The 20,525-nt window shown below is 65.1% G+C and carries 25 protein-coding genes; 10 read left to right on the top strand and 15 right to left on the bottom strand.

Features of this window, described 5'->3' with window-relative positions; translation table 11 throughout:
- Positions 1–285 precede the first annotated feature (285 nt).
- From EAE28_RS07270 to EAE28_RS07285, 4 genes are all read right to left on the bottom strand, one after another.
- Positions 286–489 (bottom strand): hypothetical protein, encoded by a 204-nt coding sequence (locus EAE28_RS07270; protein WP_127105162.1) that lies wholly within the window; start codon positions 487–489, stop codon positions 286–288.
- A gap of 171 nt (positions 490–660) precedes the next feature.
- The gene (locus EAE28_RS07275; protein ID WP_127105163.1) at positions 661–1,086 is read right to left on the bottom strand and encodes a hypothetical protein; all 426 of its coding nucleotides are present in this window, start codon (positions 1,084–1,086) and stop codon (positions 661–663) included.
- Between the two features lie 73 nt (positions 1,087–1,159).
- Entirely contained in the window at positions 1,160–1,669 is a 510-nt protein-coding gene (locus tag EAE28_RS07280; RefSeq protein WP_127105164.1) for a hypothetical protein, read from the bottom strand.
- 84 nt (positions 1,670–1,753) lie between these two features.
- On the bottom strand, positions 1,754–3,001 hold the full coding sequence (locus EAE28_RS07285) for a sarcosine oxidase subunit beta family protein (RefSeq protein WP_127105165.1): 1,248 nt from the start codon (positions 2,999–3,001) through the stop codon (positions 1,754–1,756).
- Between the two features lie 234 nt (positions 3,002–3,235).
- Between EAE28_RS07285 and ccmI the strand changes: the two genes are divergently transcribed.
- The 6 genes from ccmI (at position 3,236) to EAE28_RS07315 (ending at position 9,332) form a co-directional block, all read left to right on the top strand.
- On the top strand, positions 3,236–4,480 hold the full coding sequence (gene ccmI / locus EAE28_RS07290; RefSeq protein ID WP_127105166.1) for a c-type cytochrome biogenesis protein CcmI: 1,245 nt from the start codon (positions 3,236–3,238) through the stop codon (positions 4,478–4,480).
- The gene (gene ruvX / locus EAE28_RS07295; protein ID WP_127105167.1) at positions 4,477–4,950 is read left to right on the top strand and encodes a Holliday junction resolvase RuvX; all 474 of its coding nucleotides are present in this window, start codon (positions 4,477–4,479) and stop codon (positions 4,948–4,950) included. Before ccmI ends, ruvX begins: the two co-directional genes overlap by 4 nt.
- Before the next feature lie 58 nt (positions 4,951–5,008).
- Entirely contained in the window at positions 5,009–5,254 is a 246-nt protein-coding gene (locus EAE28_RS07300) for a DUF1289 domain-containing protein (protein ID WP_127105168.1), read from the top strand.
- Positions 5,255–5,565: 311 nt separating this feature from the next.
- Entirely contained in the window at positions 5,566–7,101 is a 1,536-nt protein-coding gene (locus EAE28_RS07305; protein WP_127105169.1) for an ATP-dependent DNA helicase, read from the top strand.
- A gap of 158 nt (positions 7,102–7,259) precedes the next feature.
- A complete protein-coding gene (locus EAE28_RS07310) occupies positions 7,260–7,673 on the top strand; it encodes a universal stress protein (RefSeq protein WP_127105170.1) in 414 nt (137 codons plus the stop codon).
- Between the two features lie 33 nt (positions 7,674–7,706).
- On the top strand, positions 7,707–9,332 hold the full coding sequence (locus EAE28_RS07315; protein ID WP_127105171.1) for a BCCT family transporter: 1,626 nt from the start codon (positions 7,707–7,709) through the stop codon (positions 9,330–9,332).
- A gap of 57 nt (positions 9,333–9,389) precedes the next feature.
- On the opposite strand, the gene EAE28_RS07320 is transcribed toward EAE28_RS07315, so the two are convergent.
- On the bottom strand, positions 9,390–9,743 hold the full coding sequence (locus tag EAE28_RS07320; protein WP_127105172.1) for a DUF6455 family protein: 354 nt from the start codon (positions 9,741–9,743) through the stop codon (positions 9,390–9,392).
- A gap of 110 nt (positions 9,744–9,853) precedes the next feature.
- On the opposite strand from EAE28_RS07320, the gene thpR reads away from it, so the two are divergent.
- From thpR to EAE28_RS07340, 4 genes are all read left to right on the top strand, one after another.
- Positions 9,854–10,396: an RNA 2',3'-cyclic phosphodiesterase gene (gene thpR / locus EAE28_RS07325; protein ID WP_127105173.1), complete on the top strand. Its 543-nt coding sequence runs from the start codon at positions 9,854–9,856 to the stop codon at positions 10,394–10,396.
- A 57-nt stretch (positions 10,397–10,453) separates the two neighbouring features.
- Positions 10,454–10,690, top strand: coding sequence for an Lrp/AsnC family transcriptional regulator (locus EAE28_RS07330; RefSeq protein WP_127105174.1), 237 nt, complete (start codon positions 10,454–10,456; stop codon positions 10,688–10,690).
- A complete protein-coding gene (locus EAE28_RS07335) occupies positions 10,690–11,424 on the top strand; it encodes an SDR family oxidoreductase (protein ID WP_127105175.1) in 735 nt (244 codons plus the stop codon). Before EAE28_RS07330 ends, EAE28_RS07335 begins: the two co-directional genes overlap by 1 nt.
- A 62-nt stretch (positions 11,425–11,486) precedes the next feature.
- A complete protein-coding gene (locus tag EAE28_RS07340) occupies positions 11,487–11,630 on the top strand; it encodes an entericidin A/B family lipoprotein (protein ID WP_127105176.1) in 144 nt (47 codons plus the stop codon).
- 22 nt (positions 11,631–11,652) lie between these two features.
- On the opposite strand, the gene EAE28_RS07345 is transcribed toward EAE28_RS07340, so the two are convergent.
- From EAE28_RS07345 to EAE28_RS07390, 10 genes are all read right to left on the bottom strand, one after another.
- A complete protein-coding gene (locus EAE28_RS07345) occupies positions 11,653–12,441 on the bottom strand; it encodes a TIGR02186 family protein (protein ID WP_127105177.1) in 789 nt (262 codons plus the stop codon).
- Positions 12,441–13,361 (bottom strand): sulfite exporter TauE/SafE family protein, encoded by a 921-nt coding sequence (locus EAE28_RS07350; RefSeq protein WP_127105178.1) that lies wholly within the window; start codon positions 13,359–13,361, stop codon positions 12,441–12,443. Before EAE28_RS07350 ends, EAE28_RS07345 begins: the two co-directional genes overlap by 1 nt.
- A 100-nt stretch (positions 13,362–13,461) precedes the next feature.
- Positions 13,462–14,427, bottom strand: coding sequence for an ABC transporter permease (locus tag EAE28_RS07355; protein WP_127105179.1), 966 nt, complete (start codon positions 14,425–14,427; stop codon positions 13,462–13,464).
- 1 nt (position 14,428) lies between these two features.
- Positions 14,429–15,526, bottom strand: coding sequence for an ABC transporter permease (locus EAE28_RS07360; RefSeq protein WP_246022302.1), 1,098 nt, complete (start codon positions 15,524–15,526; stop codon positions 14,429–14,431).
- Positions 15,523–17,103: an ABC transporter ATP-binding protein gene (locus tag EAE28_RS07365; protein WP_127105180.1), complete on the bottom strand. Its 1,581-nt coding sequence runs from the start codon at positions 17,101–17,103 to the stop codon at positions 15,523–15,525. Before EAE28_RS07365 ends, EAE28_RS07360 begins: the two co-directional genes overlap by 4 nt.
- Before the next feature lie 12 nt (positions 17,104–17,115).
- Positions 17,116–18,111, bottom strand: coding sequence for a BMP family lipoprotein (locus EAE28_RS07370; protein WP_127105338.1), 996 nt, complete (start codon positions 18,109–18,111; stop codon positions 17,116–17,118).
- A 174-nt stretch (positions 18,112–18,285) separates the two neighbouring features.
- Positions 18,286–18,777, bottom strand: a complete 492-nt coding sequence (locus EAE28_RS07375) for a GNAT family N-acetyltransferase (protein WP_342773081.1) — start codon at positions 18,775–18,777, stop codon at positions 18,286–18,288.
- A 90-nt stretch (positions 18,778–18,867) separates the two neighbouring features.
- A complete protein-coding gene (tsaB, locus tag EAE28_RS07380) occupies positions 18,868–19,446 on the bottom strand; it encodes a tRNA (adenosine(37)-N6)-threonylcarbamoyltransferase complex dimerization subunit type 1 TsaB (protein ID WP_127105181.1) in 579 nt (192 codons plus the stop codon).
- Positions 19,436–19,993, bottom strand: a complete 558-nt coding sequence (locus EAE28_RS07385) for a NifU family protein (protein ID WP_127105182.1) — start codon at positions 19,991–19,993, stop codon at positions 19,436–19,438. The genes tsaB and EAE28_RS07385 overlap by 11 nt, the downstream gene beginning before the upstream one ends.
- Before the next feature lie 76 nt (positions 19,994–20,069).
- A complete protein-coding gene (locus EAE28_RS07390; RefSeq protein WP_127105183.1) occupies positions 20,070–20,357 on the bottom strand; it encodes a hypothetical protein in 288 nt (95 codons plus the stop codon).
- Between the last annotated feature and the right edge of the window lie 168 nt (positions 20,358–20,525).

The following is a 20,525-nucleotide window of genomic DNA, read 5'->3' on the forward strand; positions in this document are numbered from 1 at the left end:
GCAGCGGCGGCTGAGGGCAGAGCGACCCCGGATGCGTGACCGCACCCGAGGTCCGAGAGCACGCCGCCCGTCAGGTCATTCGGCCGGGACCAGCGGTGCCGGAGCCGCATCACCTTGTTGCGGGACGACAGCGGGGGCCACGTCAGCCGGGGCTGCCGTGTTGGGTGCCGACAAGCTGCCGTCATCGCTGCCCCCGCGCGCGGCACCGACGGACCGCAAGCAGGCAAAACACCAGCCGCAGCAGCGCTGCGACCGGCTTGGTCGTAGGGGGGATGGGAAAGGGCGTTAGTTGCCGTTGACGGCGTTTTCGACCGCACCGGCAGCGTCTTCGAGGGCCGAGCCGCCACCGTCGATGGTGATCGTGACGTCGTCGCTGGGACGCGCAAGAACATACCAGCCCAGCACCGCGACCAGCGCGACGAGCGCGCCGACGATGAGAGCAATAGCGGTGCTGTTGCCATTGGACGGGGTGTTGGAATTCTGAGCCATGATGAGTGCATTCCTGTGCAAAGACGTGTTGCCAGAAGAACGCGCGTCATGGCCTTTGGGTTCCCCGCGACGCGAAGCGTCGGGAGCGGCATAGCCGACCCGACGATCCGGCCCGCCCGGGGGAGGCGGGAGCAACCGGGCGCGCGCAGGCGCCCGGTCAGGGGACAGGTGTCAGTTGGCCGGAGCGGGCGCCGGCGCGGGGTCAATCGGGCCAAGGTTGGTGCCAGCCGGAGCGGGCTCAGCCGGTGCTGGCTGGGCTTCGGGGACAGCGGGCGCGGGCTCGACAGGAGCGGTGCGCTCGACCGTGTCAGCGGGCGGCGCAGGGGCCGGGGCAGGTTCAGGGACGATGTTGACCGTCGTGTTGCCACCAGCCGTACCCGGGGCCGCGTCGTTCTCAGCCGCACCCCAGACAACAGCGCCGACGATGAGCGCCAGCGCGGCAACAACCATGCCGATGCCGAACATGCCGACCCCGTCACGCTTTTCGCGGTACTGCGGCGGCTGATAGGCAGGCTGGGCCAGACGGGGATCGACCGGCTGTGCGGCCTGACCGGTGTTCTGGGGGTAAGGCGCGGGTCCGTTGGTCGTGTAAGCCATTTGATTTTCTCCAAGTGCTGTGAGCTTGGGGAAAAAACGACCGCGAGGGGTGCGCGGTTCCAAATGCTCGCCCTCAGGTGGCGGGAACCCGCCGGGCAATGCGCGCCTGACCAATCGGCGACAGCAGCGCGCCCAGCACCGGTGCGCCGCCGATCAGCGCGGTTTCCAGCGCCCAGAGCAGCCGCATCGTGTCGGGCCCGTGCGTCGTGGTCGAACCGCTCATCGTCACGCTGACCGAGGTGGTCGCCGCCAGATGCCGCAGCGTGGTGGTGATCGCCTTGGGGCCTTGCTGCACCGTCTGCCACAGTGGGGTCCAGCCATGCTCGAACCCGAACCACACCGCCCACATCGCCACCACGGCCAGCACGCCGCTCAGCATCCCGACCAGCAGATTGGGCATCAGCCCGCGCATCAATCCCATGTGCAGCGCAACCGGCGCCAGCACGGCGAGGGCCAGCATGATCACATCCAGCTTGATCAGCGGCACCAGCGCCGAACACGCGCCATAGCCCGCTGCCAGCAACAATGTGACGGCCACCGCGCGCAGCGCCGTGGTCGGTTTGAGGGTTTCTTTCGCGGCCATGAGGGATCTCCGGGACTGACTGGCACTGACCCGTCAGTCGCGCCAAACGCGCGTCCGGTTCACTCTGGACCCGGGCGATGTGCATCAGTGCGCGACCCCCGCCGCGACGCTCTCGTCGATGAACTTGCCTTCGCGGAACCGGTACATCGAGAATTCGGCGGCCAGCGGCCCCGGCTCGCCCTTGGCAATCATCTCGGCCATGGCCCAGCCCGAGCCGGGGATCGCCTTGAACCCGCCGGTGCCCCAGCCGCAGTTGATGAACGTGTTGCCCAAGGGGGTTTTCGAGATGATCGGCGAGCGGTCGCCGGTCATGTCGACGATCCCGCCCCATTGCCGCAGCATCTTGAGGCGAGACAGCATCGGGAAGGTCTCGATCAGCGCGCGTACGGTTTCCTCGATATGCTGCCACGAGCCGCGCTGGGTGTAGTTGTTAAAATGATCCGCGCCGCCGCCGATCACCATCTCGCCCTTGTCCGACTGGCTCATGTAGCCGTGCACCGTGTTGGCCATCACGACCACATCCATGCAGGGCTTGATCGGCTCGCTGACCATCGCCTGCAAGGCCACCGATTCGATCGGCAACCGGAACCCGGCCATGTTGGCCAGATGACCCGAATGCCCGGCCACAACCAGCCCCAGCTTGCCGCAGCCGATGGTGCCTTTGGTGGTCTGCACGGCGGACACCTTGCCGCCGACGCTTTCAATACCTGTCACTTCGCAGTTCTGGATGACATGCATGCCCATGTCCGAGCACGCCCGCGCATAACCCCAGGCCACGGCGTCGTGCCGCGCGGTGCCGCCGCGCGACTGCCACAGCGCGCCCAGCACCGGATAGCGCGGGCCGTCGATGTTCATGATCGGCACCAGCCGCTTGACCTCGGCCGGACCGATCCAGCGGGTTTCCACGCCTTGCAGCTTGTTGGCCATCTCGGTGCGCTTGTAGCCGCGGATCTCATGCTCGGTCTGCGCCAGCATCATCACGCCGCGCGGGCTGAACATGACGTTGTAGTTCAGATCCTGGCTCAGCCCCTCATAAAGGCTGCGCGCCTTTTCATAGATCGCCGCCGAGGGGTCCTGCAGATAGTTCGACCGGATGATCGTGGTGTTGCGGCCCGTGTTGCCGCCCCCCAGCCAGCCCTTTTCGATAATCGCGACATTGGTGATGCCGAAATTCTTGCCCAGGTAATAGGCGGTGGCCAGGCCATGCCCGCCCGCACCGACGATGATCACATCGTAATGCGGTTTGGGCTCGGGCGAGGCCCAGGCGCGGGTCCAGCCGCTGTGCTGGCGCATCGCCTCACGCGCGATGGCAAAGACCGAATACCGAGTCATGGGCGCACTCCCTGCGTTGGGCCGCGGTTTTGTGCGGTGATGGGGCCGCAGGCGATCAAACCCTTGGCTGCAAGCGGCACAATGCGGACAAAACCGACATGCCCCCAATCCTGCGCCGACTGGTCGCACCCCGCCAGCCCCCGACGCGCCCTTTGTCGCGGCAAGGTGAGGGCGGTTTGGCTTTTTTATTGAGCGCCAACCGGCTATGTGAGGGGGCGCGAAACAGGAGTTTGCATGGCGATCTGGTGGTTCTTTGGCCCGGCCCTGGCCCTTTGTGTGCTTGTGGCGGCTCTGGTGGTGCTCGGCCTGCGCCACGGCGCACGGGTGCAGGGGGCAGACTCGGGCCAGAAGCGCGAGATGCGCATCTATGCCGACCAGCTCAAGGAAATCGAACGCGACAGCGCGCGCGGCGTGATCCCCGATGACGAGGCCGCGCGCCTGCGGGCCGAAACCGCGCGCCGGTTGCTGGATGCCGACCGTCGCGGCAGCAGCGAGCTGCGCGAATCGCCCGGCGGCGCCAAATGGGTGGCGCTGGTTCTGGTGCTCGCCGTGCCGCTGGGGGCCTTCGCGCTCTATTTCAGCGAAGGCACGCCGCTCTATGGCGACATGCCGATGAGCGCCCGTTATGCCGCCGCCAACGACCTGCGCGAAGCGCGCCTCAGTCAGGAAGCCATGGAGGCCGCGTGGCAGGCCGACCCGACGCGCCCGCCTGCGCCCGAGGTCGAACAGCAATACCTCGACCTGATGGCGCAACTGCGCACGGCAATTGAACAACGCCCCGATGATCCCCGCGGGCTGCGCCTGCTGGCGGTGAACGAGGGCAACATCGGCAACAACGCCGCCTCGGCCACCGCCTGGGCACGCCTGATCGAGCTTGAAGGCGAGGAGGCGCCGGTCGAAGATCTGGTAGCTCTGGGCGAAAGCATGGTGCTGGCCACCGGCGGGCTGGTCTCGGCGCAGGCCGAAGTTGTGCTCGACCGCATCCTGCAACGCGACGCGCGCAATGGCACGGCGCGCTATTACCTCGGGCTGATGTTCGCCCAGACCGGGCGGCCCGACCTGACCTTCCGCCTGTGGCGCGGGTTGCTCGAAGACAGCCAGCCGACCGACCCCTGGGTGCCCGCGATCCGCGGCACCATCGAGGAACTCTCGCAGATCGCCGGTGTCCGCTACACCCTGCCGCCGCTGACCACGGGCGGGCGCGGGCCCTCGGCCGAGGATATGCAGGCAGCAGCGGACATGTCGGACGAGGACCGCCAGCAGATGATCGGCGGCATGGTTGACGGTCTGGCCTCTCGACTGGCCAATCAGGGCGGCACAGCCGAGGAATGGGCGCGGCTGATCGGCGCGCTGGGGGTGCTGGGCCAACAAGAGCGCGCCCGCGCGATCTGGGCCGAAGCACGGCTGGTGTTTGCCGACCAACCCGACGGGCTGGCACAGATCGACGCCGCCGCCCGCAGCGCGGGGTTCGGCGAATGAGTGTCTTTGCCGATCCCGACGCCTTCTTCGCCGCGATTCCCGCGCAGGGCGCTCTGGCCGGGCTGGACCTTGGGGAAAAGACCATCGGCGTAGCCGTGTCAGACCTGCGCCGCTCGGTCGCCACGCCACTGGAAACGGTGAAACGGTCGAAATTCACGCTGGACGCCGCCCGCCTGCTGGACATCGCCAAGTCCAAGGCTCTGGCCGGGTTCATTCTGGGCCTGCCGCTGAACATGGACGGCTCGGAAGGCCCGCGCTGCCAATCCACCCGCGCCTTTGCGCGCAATCTGGAACGGCTGACCGATCTGCCCATCGGCTTCTGGGACGAGCGCCTGTCGACCGTCGCCGCCGAACGCGCGCTGCTGGCCTTTGACACCTCGCGCGCGAAACGCGCACAGGTGATCGACCACGTCGCAGCCGGGTTCATCCTGCAGGGCGTGCTGGACAGAATCGCCGTGATGCGTCGCTGACAGGCTGGAAACGACAGGAACCGGGGGTATCTTGGCCGCACGGCACTGGAAAATCACGATGAACAAACTCTCCACCGATACGATCTGGATGCGCACCGAACTCGACAGCCCCTGCGTGAAGCTTTGCGTGATCCACCCCCGGGTCGGGATCTGCGCTGGCTGCTACCGCACGCTGGACGAGATCGCCGAATGGTCCACCATGAGCGCCGAGGCGCGCCAAAGCGTCACCGCCGCCCTGCCCGACCGCGCCACCTTGCTGAAAAAACGCCGCGGCGGCCGCGAAGCACGGCTTAACGAGGCCTGAGCGGGTTTCGCCCTCGGCCCCTGTCGGCTGTCGCCGCCGCGCCCTCGGGCGACCGGGCAGGGGGGCCTTGCCCCCCTCTTGGCCTGACGGCCAATTCACCCCCCAGGATATTTAAGGACAGATGATAAGGGTTCGTTAGCCCTGTTTCATTTTCTGTCTTCAAATATCCACGGGGGGATTTTCACGGGGGCGCGTGCGTCCCCCTTGAAGCGGGTGCGGGTGGCAACCCGCGCGGCGCGAGGGCCCTCGATGGGCCCGAGCGCCGCTCGCCCCCGCTTCCCTCTCCCCGCCCCTTGGCCTAGGGTGGCACCATGACAGCCGCGCCCCTTCCCGTGACGTTTTCCGATGACCAGGCCGCCGCCTGGGACCGCATGGCCGAGGTGCTCGCCAAGGCCGGGATCGATATTCTCGACGAGGATATCTCGGCCCCCGATCTGGACAGTGACAACACCGTCATGGCCGTGCTGGGCAAGGCCGGGTCCGGCAAGACGATGCTGCTGTCCGAACTGACCAAGGCCCTGATCGCCGCCGGGGTGGAAACCGTCAGCGGCGACTATGAAGGCCGGCGGCGCAAGGAGCGGCGGACGCTGGCGATCCTGGCACCGACCAACAAGGCCGCCTCGGTGCTGCGCAACCGTGGCGTGCCCGCGACAACCATTCACCGCATTCTCTATACCCCGGTCTATGACCCCGAATACGAAAAGATCGCCGAGTGGCTGGCCGGCAACGGCCCGCGCCCCGAGATGCCCGATCTGGGCGATACCGCGCTCGACCGGGCGCAGGCGTTCTATGAGACGGTTAAATCCATTCCAGGCGCGCTCGCGGCTGCGGGCCTGAGGGGCAGCGATTTCATCAAGGGTTGGAAGCGGCGCGATGATCCTCTGGACATCGGGTTCATTGACGAAAGCTCGATGCTCGACGCCCGGCAATTCACCGACCTGCACGAGCTGTTCCAGACCCTGATCCTGTTCGGCGACCCGGCCCAGCTGGCCCCTGTCGGCCAGTCCGGCGAGATGGTGTTCGACACCCTCCCCGCGCCGCAAAAGCTGGAACTGCACCGCATTCACCGCCAGAGTCAGGACAACCCGATCCTGGACCTGGCGCACTCGCTGGCCGATCCCGACCTGACGTTTGAAACCTTCGAGGCGCAGATCGAGGCCGCCGCGCGCAAGGATGACCGCGTGGTCTGGGCGCAGCGGGTGCAGAGCGACCTGATGGCGCGCTCGCCCGTGCTGGTCTGGCGCAACGCCACGCGCATCCGCCTGATCCACGCCTTTCGCGCCGCCCATGGTGCGCCGGAAACCGAATTGCTGCCCGGCGAGCCGCTCATCTGCGACGGGCTGGAACTGCCGCTCAAGCACCGCAAGAAGCGCGTCGATCTGGAGGCGCGCGGCCTGATCAAAGGCGCGCAGTGCATTTATCTGGGACCGGGCAAACGCCCCGGCTTCTCGCGCCTGCATGTCATGGGCGCGGAAGAGCCGCAGGTCTCGGCGGCCTCGATCGTCAAGATCGAGCGCGAGGGCGAGGAAGAGCCCTTCATCCCCTTCGCCGCCCATATGGGCGCGGCCTTCCTGCACGGTGCTGCTGTCACCATCCACAAAGCGCAGGGCAGCCAGTGGCCCGAGGTGCAGGTCTTCGCACCCGACCTCTATGCCGCCGCGCGCGCCGGACGCACCGAGGCCGGGCTGCCCTTATGGAAACGCCTTGCCTATGTTGCCATCACCCGGGCCGAGCACCGCCTGCACTGGGTGGTGCGCAACCGGCTGGCACGGCCGACCGGACCGCTGAGAATCGACGATCTGGGCGGGGCCCCGGCACCGCTCACACTGGCGATTCAAGAGGAATAAACTCACAGCCGCGTGGGCGAACCGACAGGCGCTTTGCATCTTTTTGGGGCAAACATGTCGCTTTTGGCCTTCGATGTCGTTTAACGACCTGTTAACCCTTACTTTCATCCGGGCAATCGACCCGGTTTCAAGCCCAAACGGCAGAAAGGAGGGAACGTATGTTTTCAAAACTCATGGTCCCCGTGGATCTGACGCATCTCGAGCACCTCTCCACGGCGCTTCAGATCAGTGAGGATCTCGCCAAACTGCATGGGGCCGAGATCGTCTATGTCTCGGTTACCGCCGAAACCCCTACCGCCATCGCCCACAACCCGACCGAGTTCGCGCAAAAGCTCGACGCCTTCGCCAAGGCACGGCAGGACGCGGGCGGCGCGAAAGCCACGGCGCGCAGTTACACTGCGCATGATCCCAGCCTCGACATCGACAAGCTGCTCTTGAAGGCGATCGACGACACCGGGGCCGATCTGGTGGTCATGGCATCGCACAAACCCGGATTTGCCGATTATTTCTGGGGTTCGCACGGGGGCGGACTTGCGGCTCATGCTAAAGTTTCGGTCTTTGTGGTGCGTTAAGCGCCGATCCCCTCACACACAGGAGGAAACCGTATGACGGAATCCACAGACGGCGAGGCCATCCGCGCACCGGAAGGCCCGTCAGATATCATCGACACCGATTTCGAGATCGGCCAGAACAATGTCCAGCTGTTCGGGCTGGACATCCACAACCCAGTCTTCGCCATTTCCGGGCTGAGCGTGGTGGCCTTTGTCATCGTCACCATGGCCTTTCAGAACACCATCGGTCCGGTTTTCACCGGGCTGCGTGACTTCCTGACCAGCAACTTTGACTGGTTCTTCCTGCTGGCCGGCAACGTCTTTGTGCTGGTCTGTCTGGGCCTGATCATCAGCCCGCTGGGCCGTGTTCGGATCGGCGGGCGCGATGCGACGCCGGACTACGGCTATGCTGGCTGGTTCTCGATGCTGTTTGCCGCCGGCATGGGCATCGGCCTGATGTTCTATGGCGTCAGCGAACCGATCACCCACTACTCCACCTCGTTCGGGGGCGTCACGCTTGAAAACGGGATGCGCACCGACTGGGCACCGCTGGGCGGGGCCGAGGGCGACGCCGCAGCTGCGCAAGCACTGGGCATGGCCGCGACGATCTTCCACTGGGGTCTGCACCCTTGGGCGATCTATGCCATCGTCGGTCTGTCGCTGGCTCTTTTTGCCTATAACAAGGGCCTGCCGCTGACCGTCCGCTCGATGTTCTACCCGATCTTCGGCGAGCGCATCTGGGGCTGGCCGGGCCATGTCATCGACATTCTGGCTGTGTTTGCCACGCTGTTCGGCCTTGCCACCTCGCTGGGCATCGGCGCGCAGCAGGCGAATGCCGGACTGAACTATCTGTTCGGTATCGAGATCGGCGTGACCGCGCAGATCATCCTGATCGCTTTGATCACCGGCGCTGCGCTGATTTCGGTGCTCCGGGGACTCGACGGCGGGGTCAAGATCCTGTCCGAGATCAACCTCGGGCTGGCCGCATTGCTGGTGCTGTTCATCATCATCGCCGGACCGACCACGACGCTGTTTGCCGACCTGTTCCACAACGTCAGCGCCTATGCGACCGAGCTGATCCCGCTGTCCAACCCGTTTGGCCGCGAAGATGCCAACTTCTCGCAAGGCTGGACCGCGTTCTACTGGGCGTGGTGGATCAGCTGGTCACCGTTCGTCGGCATGTTCATCGCCCGCGTCAGCCGGGGCCGTACCGTGCGGGAATTCATCACCTGCGTGCTGCTGATCCCGACGGCTGTGTCGATCCTGTGGATGACCATTCTGGGCGGCACCGCGCTGGATCAGCTGGTGGTCAACGGGTTCACCGGCGCACAGGACGCGTCGCTTGAGCTGAAACTGTTCGAGATGCTGACCCAACTGCCCTTCACCTGGATCGCTTCGCTTCTGTCGATCATCCTGGTGATCGTGTTCTTCGTCACCTCGTCGGACTCGGGCTCGCTGGTGATCGACACGATCACCGCAGGCGGCAAGGTCGATGCGCCGGTGGCGCAGCGGGTCTTCTGGGCCTCGTTCGAAGGGTTGGTGGCCATCGCGCTGCTGATCGGCGGCGGGCTGGGGGCGTTGCAGGCCATGGCGGTCTCGACGGGCTTCCCGTTTGCCATCGTGCTGCTGCTGGCCTGTTACGCGCTGGTGCGCGGGCTGATGGACGAGCCGCGCGACTGACGCGACACGCAAGGAAATGGAAAAGGGCGGCGCACTGCGTCGCCCTTTTTGCTGCGCTCAGCGCGCTGCCAGCGCGTTGAACATCGCCATGTTGGGGCAAAAGGCCACGGCCTCGGCATCCATCCCCTCATCGCGCGCCAGATACCGCTCGCAGGCGGGCACGTCATGACACTCGGCGCAGCGGTGCACCAACTCGTGCCAGCTGTCGCGGTCGCGCGCCAGCACGGCATCCGGTACGTGCTGCGAACGCGCCATCTCGGCCAGACGCACAGGCACCGAATCCTCGACCGTGGCCAAAGCCAGCGCCTGCGCGCGGCTGACGCCCATGTCGGCCAGATCGGCGTCGCTCATCTCGGCAATGGTGTTCAGATCGCGGCTGCGGCGAAACATCTTCAGGAAGCGGTCCTTCATGGTCAATCCTCCGGTCACGCGTTGATTCCCTTCCCTGCTTCTGCACCAATCTGCTGCCCTTCCCGCCCGTTTTCCTTGATCTGGCGCAAGCGGGCGGCTACGCCGACGCCATGATCCGCGCCTTTCTTGCCCTGCCTGTCCCCGAAACACTGGTCCACACGCTGAGTGTGGCCCAGCACCGCCTGCCCCTGTCGCGCCCGGTGCCCGAGGAAAACTTCCACCTGACGCTGGTGTTTCTGGACAGCCAGCCCGAGCCGCTGCTGGAAGAGCTTCATTACGCCATCGAGGGCCTGACCCTGACCGCCCCTTCGCTGCGCATCGACGGGCTGGGAACCTTCGGCGGCAATGACCCCGACGCGCTCTATGCCCGCGTTGCCCCTGACCCCGCGCTCTCCGCCCTGCAGGCCAAGCTGGCGCAGACGGCGCGGCGCATCGGAATCACGGTCAAGGCGCGCAAATTCGTGCCCCACATCACCCTTGCCCGCTTCCGCAAGGGTGAGATGCAGCCCGACACGCTGGCCAGCGCCATCGGCAAGCTGGGGCCCCTCACCAGCCCGCCCTGGACCCCGCCCGAGCTGGTCCTCATGCGCTCGACCCTGCGCGCGGACGGGCCGGTCTATGACCCGCTCGCCCGCTATCCGTTCCGCTTCTGACCTTGCACCCGCCGCGCGCGCTGCCGTAACCTGAGCCAAATTCAGGAGGCTTCCCGCATGCAATGCGTCTTTGTCCAGTTCCGCTGCATCCCCGGCAAAACCTACGAGGTCGCCAGCGCCATCTATGACCGCGAAATCGTGTCCGAGCTGTTCTCGACTTCGGGCGACTGGGATCTGATGGCCAAGGTCTATATCCCTGAAGGCGAGGACGTCGGCCACTACCTCAGCGAACAGCTGTTCGACGTGCCGGGCATCTCGCGCACACTGACCACCATGACCTACAAGGCGTTCTGATGCCGGTCATCGTCATCACCGGGGCCAGCGCCGGGATCGGCCGCGCCACCGCCGAGCGCTTCCTTAACCAAGGCTGGCAGGTCGCCCTGCTCGCCCGCAACGCCGACAAACTGGCCGAGGTGGCGGGCGAAGACCCCTACGCGCTGGCCCTGCCCTGCGACGTGACCGATGAGGCGCAGGTAGACGCAGCCTTTGCGGCCATCGCGGCCCGCTTTGGCCGCATCGACGCGCTGTTCAACAACGCAGGCAAGATGCTGCCCGGCCAGCTGATCGACGAGATGTCGGTCGCCGACTGGCGCGGCATGGTCGATGTGAACCTGACCGGCATGTTCCTGTGCGCCCGCGCCGCATTCCGACAGATGCGCGCGCAAGATCCGCAGGGCGGGCGCATCATCAACAACGGCTCGATCTCGGCCCATGCACCGCGCCCCGGCTCGGTGGCCTATACCGCCACCAAACACGCCGTCACCGGGCTGACCAAGACGCTGGCACTGGATGGCCGCCCCTTCGACATCGCCGCCGGGCAGATCGACATCGGCAATGCCCGCACCGATCTGGCCGCCAGCATCTCAAAGGGCGTGCCGCAGGCCGATGGCGCGATCAAGGCCGAGCCGATGATGGACGTGGGCGAGGTCGCGCAGGCGGTGCTCTATATGGCCACGCAGCCGGCGGGCACGAATGTGCCGTTCCTGACGGTGATGGCAACAAATATGCCCTTTATCGGGCGCGGGTGACGGAACCAGTCCCCGGGGGTGTGCGTTGTCTCCGAAACGTCCACTACCCGGAGAAGACCGCGATGAAACCCTTTGCCATTCTGAGCCTGATTGCTGCCGTTCTGACCCTGAGCGCCTGTGAAACCGTCGAAGGTGCAGGCCGCGACCTGCAAAGCGCCGGTCAAACGGTGAGCCAGGAAGCCCGCCAGACCCAGGCCCAGCTGTAAGCCCAGGCTCAGCTCTAAAGCGTCACTGCTGTCGGATAATCCGGAACAGCGCTGACGCCCCCCATCCTGCAATCAGCGCAATGACGAGAGCGAGCAGGCCGTACACAAAAGGCTGGTCATACGCCAGTTCGTGCAGCCACCGCTCGATCCCGTCCTTGCGCACAAAGATCGCCGTGCGGAACTGGCTGACCACCTGCCCGTCCTGCACCAGATACATCCGCGTCGTGTAAGCACCCTCGGTCAGATTCGACGGAAGCCGGACATTGGTCCGAAACAGGATGTCGCGGTCGATGTGAACGAACCGTTCCAACGACAAATATTGTGCCGACCGCTCGCGGATGCGCATCAGCGCCTCGGCGAACAGCAGCGTCTCGGGTGAGCCGTCACCGACCTGTTCCGCCCGTATGGCCTGACGCGCCGAGATGCGGAATGCCTCGTCCGCCTCGGGCGACAGGATCTGGTTGAGCGGCTGCGTGCTCGCCACGGCGTAGAATGACGGCACCGACGCCATGCCGACCGAATCCACGTTCATCCATATCCCCGCCCGGCGCTCTTTGCGCCAGACTTCGACCGCTTGACGCGGGCCCTCGATCACCACGATGACGTCGAAATCCTCGGACCCGGCAGCCTCGTCGGCCTCCTGAATCGTGACCTCGTCGGCCGTCCGGCGAATCGCACCAAAGATCAGGATCTCGGACCCCGAGAAATTCGCCGTCAACGACACGCGGTTCTGGCTCAGCGCGCCGACGATCTCACTGGCGCGCGCAGGCAGCGACAGCAGGATCAGTGCGATCAACAGCAGCCCCCGCATCACGGCCCCCCCGCGATGCGGATGGAATACAGCTCGTCGGGTTGGATCAACAGATCCAGACCGACCTTGATACAGACCGCCATGACCAGCAGCGCCAGCAGAATGCGCAACTGCTCGGCCTTCAGCCGCAGGCCGATCTGCGTGCCGAACTGCGCACCGATCACGCCGCCCAGAATCAGGAAGAAGGCCAGCATGATGTCGACCGAATGCCCGGTCACCGCATGCATCACGGTGGTATAGGCCGTGGTGAAAATGATCTGGAACAGCGAGGTGCCGACAACCACCTTGGTGGGCATGCCCAGCAGGTAGATCATCGCGGGCACCATGATGAACCCGCCACCAACGCCCATCACAGCCGACAAAACGCCCACCGACGCGCCGACCAGCAAGGGCGGGATCACGCTGATATACAGGCCCGACACGCGGAATTTCATCTTGAACGGCAGCGAATGCACCCAGGTGTGCTTGTGCGCCTTGCGCCGCCCGCTGCCGGTCTTCTTGGTGCGATACCACGCGCGCAGGCTTTCCTGCAGCATCAGCGTGCCGACCACGCCCAGAAACAGCACATACGACAACTGTACGGCCAGATCGATCTGCCCCAGCGCGCTCAGCCAGCGGAACACCACGATCCCGATGGACGAGCCAATGAGGCCGCCGATGAGCAGCACCGTGCCCATCTTCAGATCGACCGTCTTGCGCCGCAGATGCGCCAGCACGCCCGAGATGGACGAGGCCACCACCTGATTCGCCCCGGTCGCCACGGCCACAGCGGGTGGAATGCCGATGAAGAACAGCAAGGGCGTGATCAGAAACCCGCCACCGACCCCGAACATGCCCGACAACATGCCGACCCCTGCTCCAACCCCCAGCAGGGTGAACAGATTCGTCGAGATCTCGGCAATGGGAAGATAGACCAACATGAGTCTGAATAGGACAAAGCCCCTGCGTTTTACAGGGGCTTTGAGACAATATTTCGCCCGGTGAAACGCCCCGGCCAAAAACGGCAGGCCGGGGCTGTTTTCAGCGCTCTTTCACGTAAGGCTCGCCGCCCGCGCGCGGCGGAATGGCCTTGCCGACGAACCCGGCCAGAATGACCACGGTCAGGATATAGGGCAGCGCCGCCATGAACTGGTTGGGCAGGGTGATCAGGCCCAGATCCAGATTCGGCCAGCGGTTGGCGATGGCTTCGAGCATGCCAAACAGCAGCACCGCAACCAGACTCTGCCACGGGCGCCACTTGGCGAAGATCAGCGCGGCCAGCGCGATATAGCCACGCCCCGCCGACATATCCTTGACGAAACCCGCCGCCAGCGAGGTCGACAGATACGCCCCGCCAATGCCACACAGCACGCCCGCGATGATCACCGCGTAATAGCGCATCCGCACCACCGACACGCCCGCCGTGTCCACCGCCGCCGGGTTCTCACCCACGGCACGCAACCGCAGGCCAAAGCGCGTGCGATACAGCACCCACCACGTCAGCGGCACGGCCAGCAGGCCCAGATAGACCAGCACCGAATTGCCTGACAGCACGTTGCTGTACAGCGGCCCGATCACCGGCACATCGCGCAGCGCATCAGCGAAGGGCAGGTCGATCCGCTCGAACCGGGCATTGCCCGACAGGGGCGGCGTGCGCCCGCCCTGATGGAACAGGCTCTGCGCCACGACCACCGTCATGCCTGCCGCCAGAAAGTTGATCGCCACACCCGAGATCAGCTGATTGCCCCGGAAGGTGATCGAGGCAAAGCCATGGATCAGCGCAAACACGACTGAGGCCGCGATGCCCGCCAGCAAACCCAGCCATGCCGAACCGGTGTAGAACGCAAAGGCCGCCGAAAAGAACGCAGCGACCAGCAGCTTGCCCTCAAGCCCGATGTCGAAAATGCCCGCGCGCTCGGAAAACAGCCCGGCAAGGCAGGTGAACAGCAAGGGCGTGGCCAGCCGCAGGGTGGATTCCAGAATCTGGACGATGGTTGCAAGATCCATGTCAGCTCTTCCTCCGGCCCAGGGCAAACATCGCTTCAAGCGGCTGCCTGACCAGATTGTCCAAGGCGCCCGTGAACATGATCACCAGTGCCTGAATGATCACGATCATCTCGCGCGGGATCGTGGTTTCGATCGCCAGTTCCGAGCCGCCCTGAAACAGGAAGCCGAACAGCAGCGCCGGGGCGATGATGCCGATGGGATGCGAGCGCCCCATCAGCGCCACGGCGATGCCGATAAAGCCCGCCCCTTCGACCGCGTTCATCACCAGCCGTTGCGGCCCGCCCATCACCGAGTTGACCGCCATCACCCCCGACAGCGCGCCCGAGATGAGCATCGCGATCATGATGATCCTGAAGGCGCTGATCCCGGCATAATGCGCGGCAGGTTCGGACTGACCAAAGGCACGGATCTCGAACCCCAGCTTGGTGCGCGACATCATCACATAGGCCAGCACACAAAACGCCAGCGCCACGAACAGCATCACGTTGGCCGGACCTGACCGCGAAAATGCGATGCCGAAGGGTTCAAGCACATCGGCCAGACGCGGCAGGCGCAGCTCGGAGGCAAAGCGCGCGGTCGCCGGGTCCATCGACGCGGGCGGGCGCAGCACATGGCTGAGCATGTAGTTCAGCACCGAGGCGGCGATGAAGTTGAACATGATCGTGGTGATGACGATATGGCTGCCGCGTCTGGCCTGCAAATAAGCCGGGATCGCCGCCCACAGCGCGCCAAACACCGCCGAGGCAAGGATCGCCCCGATCATCGCCGTCCACCAGTTCGGCCAGGGCACGAACAGACAGACCAGCGCAACACCCAGACCGCCGATCAGCGCCTGACCTTCGCCGCCGATATTGAACAGCTTGGCCTGAAACGCGATCGACACGGCAAGACCGGTCAGCAGGAAGTTGGTGGTGTAGTAGAGCGTATAGCCCCAGCCATAGGTCGACCCCAGCGAGCCGGTGACCATCAGCTCCATCGCCCTGATCGGGTCTTCGCCAATCGCCAGAATGACCAGCGCCGAGATCGCGAAGGCGATCACCAGCGAGAACAGCGGGACCAGCAGGACATCGGCCCATTTCGGCATGTTTCGGCTGCTCATGCGGCATCCCCCGTGACCGAGTCTCCGACCACACCGGCCATCAGCAGACCCAGTTCTTGCGCGTTGGTCTGTTCGGGATCGCGCTCGCCCATGATCTTGCCGTCAAACATCACGACGATGCGGTCCGACAGCGACAGGATCTCGTCCAGCTCGACCGAGACCAGCAGGATCGCCTTGCCTTGATCGCGCAGTTCGATCAACCGCTTGTGGATGAACTCGATCGCGCCGATGTCCACGCCGCGTGTTGGCTGGCCGACCAGCAGCAGATCGGGGTTGCGCTCGATCTCGCGGGCCAGAACGATCTTCTGCTGGTTCCCGCCCGAGAAGCTCTCGGCGGTCAGCATCGGGTTGGGCGGGCGTACGTCGAACCGCTCGATCTTGCCCTTGGCATCCTCAAGGATCGCGGCGTTATCCATCAGCAGCGCGTTCTTCTGGTACTCGGGCCGGTCGTGATAGCCGAAAGCCACGTTTTCCCACGCCATGAAGTCCAGGATAAGCCCGCAGCGGTGGCGATCCTCATGCACATGCGCAATGCTGTCCTCGCGCCGCGTGCGCGCGTTGTCGCGCCGCAGGCTCAGATCCATGTCCTTGCCGTTCATGGTCATCGTGCCGGTGCCCGGCATCATGCCCGCCAGCACCTCAAGCAGCTGCGACTGGCCGTTGCCCGCCACGCCCGCGATGCCCAGAATTTCCCCGGCGCGAACGTCCAGATCAATGCCGCGCAGACGCTCGACACCGTGACGGTCGATGACCTGCAGATTGCGCACCGACACCACGACCTCACCGGGCTGCGCCGGGGTCTTTTGCACGTCCAGCAGCACCTTGCGGCCGACCATCAGCTCGGCCAGTTCGGACGGGTTGGTGTCCGCCGTGTTCACCGTCGCCACCATCTCGCCGCGCCGCATGACGCTGACCTCATCGGTCACCTCCATGATCTCGCGCAGCTTGTGGGTGATCAGGATGATCGTCTTGCCCTGCTCTTTGAGCCCGCGCAGGATGCGGAACAGATGGTCGGCCTCGGCCGGGGTCAGAACCCCGGTCGGCTCGTCCAGAATGAGGATATTGGCCTGACGGTACAACGCCTTGAGGATCTCGACCCTCTGCTGGTGACCGACGTTCAGGTCTTCGACCACGGCATCGGGATCGACGCTCAGTTCATAGTCATCGGCCAGCTGCGTGAGCAACTTGCGCGCCCGCGCCTTCGAGGGCTGCAGCAACGCGCCGCCCTCGGCCCCCAGAATGACGTTCTCCAGAACCGTAAAATTCTCGACCAGCTTGAAATGCTGAAAGACCATGCCGATCCCGGCGCGGATCGCGGCCAGTGAATCGGTGATCTGCGTGGGCTTGCCGTCGATCAGAACCTCGCCTGAATCCGACCGGTAAAACCCGTACAGGATCGACATCAGCGTGGATTTCCCCGCGCCGTTTTCGCCGATGATCCCGTGAATGGTGCCCTTGCGCACCCGGATGTTGATGTCCTTGTTCGCCTGGACCGGGCCGAATGCCTTCGATATCCCGCGAAGCTCGATGGCGGGGGCGGCGTCTGCCGCCGCCCCCCCGGTCACGTCAGCGATCATCTCGCGCGTGCCTTACTCGACCGAGATCGGGCAGGTGCTGTCGGTGCGATAATCGTGCACCTCCAGATCGCCTGCCGCAATTGCGGTCTCGGCAGCACCGATGGCAGTGCGCATCTCGTCGGTGATCAGCGCTTCGTTGTTCTCGTCGACCGCCCAACCCACACCGCCGGACGCGAGGTTCATGATCTGCACGCCGGTTTCCATGTCGGGCCCTGCCGAAAACGCGTCAAAAACGGCGTTGTCCACACGCTTCATCATCGAAGTCAACACGTGGCCAGGGTGCAGATAGTTCTGGTTAGAATCGACGCCGATCGACAAAATACCGTCATCCAATGCGCGCTGGAGAACGCCGACACCCGTACCGCCAGCGGCGGCGAAGACCACATCCGACCCCTGGCTGATCTGCGCAGCGGTGATTTCGCTTCCGCGAACAGGGTCATTCCAGGCAGCAGGCGTGCTGCCGGTGTAGTTAACGATAACGTTCACGTCTGGATTTGCAGCTTGCGCGCCCTGCGCATAACCACAAGCGAATGCCCGGATCAGCGGAACGTCCATACCACCGACAAAACTGACGGTGTTCGTTTCGCTCGCCATAGCGGCGGCCATACCCACCAAATACGACCCTTCGTGTTCGGCGAAGAGTACCGAGCGGACGTTGGGCAGATCGACGACGCCGTCAATGATGACGAACGTGGTATCGGGATAGTCGGCTGCAACGACTTCCAGTGGCGTCGCCATCGAGAACCCCGTCATCACGACCGGGTTGTAGCCGGCCTCGGCGAAGCGGCGAATGGCCTGCTCACGTTGGGTTTCTGACTGCAATTCGATGTCGCGGTATTCGCCACCGGTTTCCTCAGCCCAACGCATCGCGCCTGTATAGGCCATCTCGTTAAAGGATTTGTCGAACTTACCGCCAAGATCGTAGATCAGGGCCGGATCGGCAAGCGCAGCGCCGGACATCAGAGCCAGAACAGCGGTCGCGCCGAAGAGGGTGCGGGTCAGTTTCATGTTGGTTTTTTCTCCCAGTTGGGTCGTCATGGGCCGCCAGAGCGCGTCTTCTTTTGCGGCTGATCCGAACTTTCGGTTCATAGGTAATCTAGGTCCATGCGCGCATGAGCCGTCAAGCAAATTTTACCAAACGGACAAGTCAGGGGAATCGTCTGGCAGCAGCAAGGTTAATTGTCAGGCGAGCGACTTGCAAAGGATCAATGCGGCGACACTGCGCCCGTCGACAGCGACGTAATACGCCGGTCTGCGCCCGGTCTGCACCCATCCTGCCCCCTCATACAGCGCGCGGGCGGCGATGTTGTCCTCGGCGACCTCAAGAAACGCGGTCCCGGCCCCGCGCGCCTTTGCGCCGGCGTCAAACGCGGCCAGCTGCGCGCGCGCAAGGCCCTGTCGGCGCGCATCCGGATCGGTGGCGAGGGTGAGCAGCTCGGCCTCGCCGGCGATGACCCGGCCCAGCGCAAAGGCGCGCCCCTGCGCCGCGTGGGTCAGGAAGGTGAAGGGACTGTCGAGCAGATTGGCAAAACTGCGCACGCTCCACGGCGGGGGCGCGGTGAAACAGAGGCCGTGCAGAGTGGCAAGCGCGTCAGGAGTCATGCGGCGGGGATAGCGCGTCGGGGGCTGCGGGGGAAGGGTTTCGCCCTCGGCCCCTGACGCTTTCAGCGTCATGGCTTCGGGCGACCGGGCAAGGGGGGCGTCGCCCCCCTCTTTGGCTTCGCCAAATTCACCCCCCAGGATATTTAGGGACAGATGATAGGCTTAGCCGATGAGGGCGGGCGGTTGCTCGGACGGCGGGGCCGCGTCGGCGTCGCGCAGGTAGAGCGGTGCGGGGCGCGGCTGCGGGCTGTGGCGGCGCGCATCGGCGAGGCGGGCGATGGCGACGGCGAGGGGATGGACGGGCGGCGTCAGGCCGTCGCCGATGCCTGTGGCCGGAGGCGTGTCGGTCAGGACCGGGGGCTGGCCTTGGGTCTGGACCCAGACCTGGCCGCGCAGGGCGGGGACTACGGTGGGGAGGTCGGGGCCATCGAGCGCGAGCGCCTCGAACCGGTTCACGCCAATGGCCGGGACGCCCAGCCCCAGCGCCAGCCCGCGCGCAGCGGCGGTGGTGATGCGGATGCCGGTGAAATTGCCCGGCCCGATGCCCGCACCAATCGCGGCGAGGTCGGACCAGTCGAGGCCCGCCTCGGCCAGAAGGGCGGTAAGCGCGGGCATCAGCGCCTCGCCCTGCCCTTTGGGCAGCGGCGTGAAACACTCGGCCAGCACGGTATCGCCGCGGATCAGGGCCGCGGCGATCCAGCCGCCCGAGCTGTCGAAACCAAGGACGGTATCAGACGGCAACCTGCCGGACCTCGGTCACTTCGGGGATATAGTGGCGCAGCAGGTTCTCGATGCCCATTTTCAGCGTCATCGTCGACGACGGGCAGCCCGCGCAGGCGCCCTTCATGTGCAGATAGACCACGCCCCGGTCGAAACCGTGGAAGGTGATGTCGCCGCCGTCCTGCGCCACGGCAGGACGCACGCGGGTGTCGAGCAGTTCCTTGATCTGGTCGACGATCTCGCCGTCGGGGCCTTCCTGCACGGCATGAGCCGCTTCGGCCTCACCCTCGATCGCGGGGCGGCCGGACTGGAAATGCTCAAGGATCGCGCCAAGGATGGCGGGCTTGACGTGCGACCAGTCGTTGGCCTCGGCCTTGGTGACGGTGATGAAGTCAGCCCCGAGGAACACGCCGGTCACGCCGGGTGCGGCGAAGATCGCGCGGGCCAGCGGCGAGGCGCTGGCGGCGGCAGCCTCGGGGAAATCGGCCGTTCCCTGGCCGAGGACGTCCTGCCCCGGCAGGAATTTCAGCGTGGCGGGGTTCGGGGTGGATTCGGTTTGGATGAACATGGCACAGGCCTCCGGTTTGACCCCGGATATGAGACTGCCGGGGGGTCAAGTCAAGGAAGCCGGGGGCGGCACGCCGTCACAGCGCCATGCGAGAGCCCAGAATGGTCATGATCTGATACTCGCTGAGCGGCTCTTCGAACATCAGCCCGCAGGTATCATCGAAATGCCAGCGCACTTCAGCCGAATAATTTTGCCCGACACAGTGAATGCCGATCCAGTCGCCGACAATGATCGTTCGCTCGGGTATCCCGACCAGACGCGCGCCTGCCTCGGTCAGGTTCCCGAGTGTCGCGTCGAACGCCCCGCGGGGCGAGCGGACCTGAACAAACGCCCGCGTTGGCAATCGCAGAGCGCGGTTTAGCATGGTGGTTCTCCCGCATGGCTTTTTCCAGATCCTGCGCGCCAGAGGTTTCTGTCAGGTTAACAGCTCTCTTGATCAGGGGGATTTCGCCCCCCACATAAGGATCAAGGCCCGCGAGGGGCACGCGCCGATGGTCGGGCGTGCCGCGCCAGTCGGGCGCTTGAAAGGAAG

The sequence above is a fragment of the Pararhodobacter zhoushanensis genome (assembly GCF_003990445.1).
In the GTDB taxonomy this organism is placed as follows: Bacteria; Pseudomonadota; Alphaproteobacteria; order Rhodobacterales; family Rhodobacteraceae; genus Pararhodobacter; species Pararhodobacter zhoushanensis.